Source organism: Vibrio eleionomae, assembly GCF_009874545.1.
Lineage (GTDB): Bacteria > Pseudomonadota > Gammaproteobacteria > Enterobacterales > Vibrionaceae > Vibrio > Vibrio nitrifigilis.
This window is the reverse complement of sequence record NZ_WEKT01000118.1, coordinates 1-1,340: the sequence shown is the minus strand read 5'-3', so window position 1 is coordinate 1,340 and position 1,340 is coordinate 1. Positions and strand designations below refer to the sequence as shown.

Genomic DNA, 1,340 nt, shown 5'->3' with positions numbered 1-1,340 from the left:
AAATGAGATATAGCAAGAAGTCTCGTACGCATCCTCGCATCGGATGTTTCACGAATAAGTTTTGGGAAGTCAGGGGTGTTCATATCAGCTCCTATTGAAGCTGATATTAGATCATAAAATTAGTGCGATTGGTATAAGTTTCCCCAAGCTCTTTATCTAGACGAATGGCATTACATTCGGGATATTCTTCCAGAGCCCAAACGAGTTCTTGTGCATGTGAAACCACCCAAACTTGGGTTTCATTAGCGGCTTTGATAATGAGACGACCTAAGGCAGGAAGCAAATCAGGATGCAGGCTTGTTTCTGGTTCATTTAGCACCAGTAAAGATGGCGGACGAGGAGACAACAAAGCGGCAACAAGTAACAAATAACGCAATGTCCCGTCAGATAGCTCAGCGAGCGACAGTGGACGTAGTAGACCATGTTGGTTGAATTCGAGGGAAAAACGCGACTCATAAACTTTGGTAAACGAGATGCTCGCACCAGGGAATGCATCGCTAATCGCACTCTGCATACCTTCTCTATCCCCTATTTCATGGATCGTACGTAAAGCTGCTACCAGATCATGACCATCGTGGCTTAAAACAGGTGTACGAGTACTGATTTGCGGCTGACGAATAGGAGAATCACGATCCGTACGAAAGGAATCATAAAAACGCCAGCTATCAATCTGCTTCTTGACAGCAAACACCTCTGGGGCTGCCATAGGATCGGCAAGTTCAGATAAGAGACTGTCGAATGTAGCTAAATGCTGAGCATGAACCTGCCAACTACGCCCTTGTCTAACCTTCGCGGCAGGACCAACACGATCCACTAAGCAGCTAGCAGGTCGATAGTAATCTCCTGCCCAGATACATTCTCGACGAACCACAGGATCAGCGGTAAACATTGTTGGATCGCTCCCTCCACCAACAGGGGGAGTCGGAAGGCCCAAAGAAATACAAAAGCCAAAATCATCACTAGAAAATCCAAGGTCAATACGAGTCAATGCCTTTTCATGCTTGCCTTGAACGTCACTTTTACCAGCTAATTCCGCTTTGGTAAAACTGGTGGGGCCAGCCCAAAATGAAGAGAGGATACCACCATCATAAGCTATCGAGGATACAACGTTACCTTTTGCTACGTCGGATAACAGTCGCAGTGATTTATAGAGGTTCGACTTACCACTGCCATTAGGACCAGTCACGACATTGAGCCGACTCAATGGAATGATTACGTTTTTAAGTGAACGGAAATTGCTGACAGAAAATGATTTGAGCATACTAACCAACGGAATTTAATTTCATTATAAGTTGATTATGATAAATAAATATCTTTAAGACTACCTCTAAGACTACCTC

General features: G+C 44.5%; 1 protein-coding gene. It reads right to left on the bottom strand.

The annotated features are described in order from the left end of the window. Window positions 1–106 precede the first annotated feature (106 nt). Window positions 107–1,261: an AAA family ATPase gene (locus tag F9817_RS23655; RefSeq protein ID WP_161158660.1), complete on the bottom strand. Its 1,155-nt coding sequence runs from the start codon at window positions 1,259–1,261 to the stop codon at window positions 107–109. Window positions 1,262–1,340: the final 79 nt, after the last annotated feature.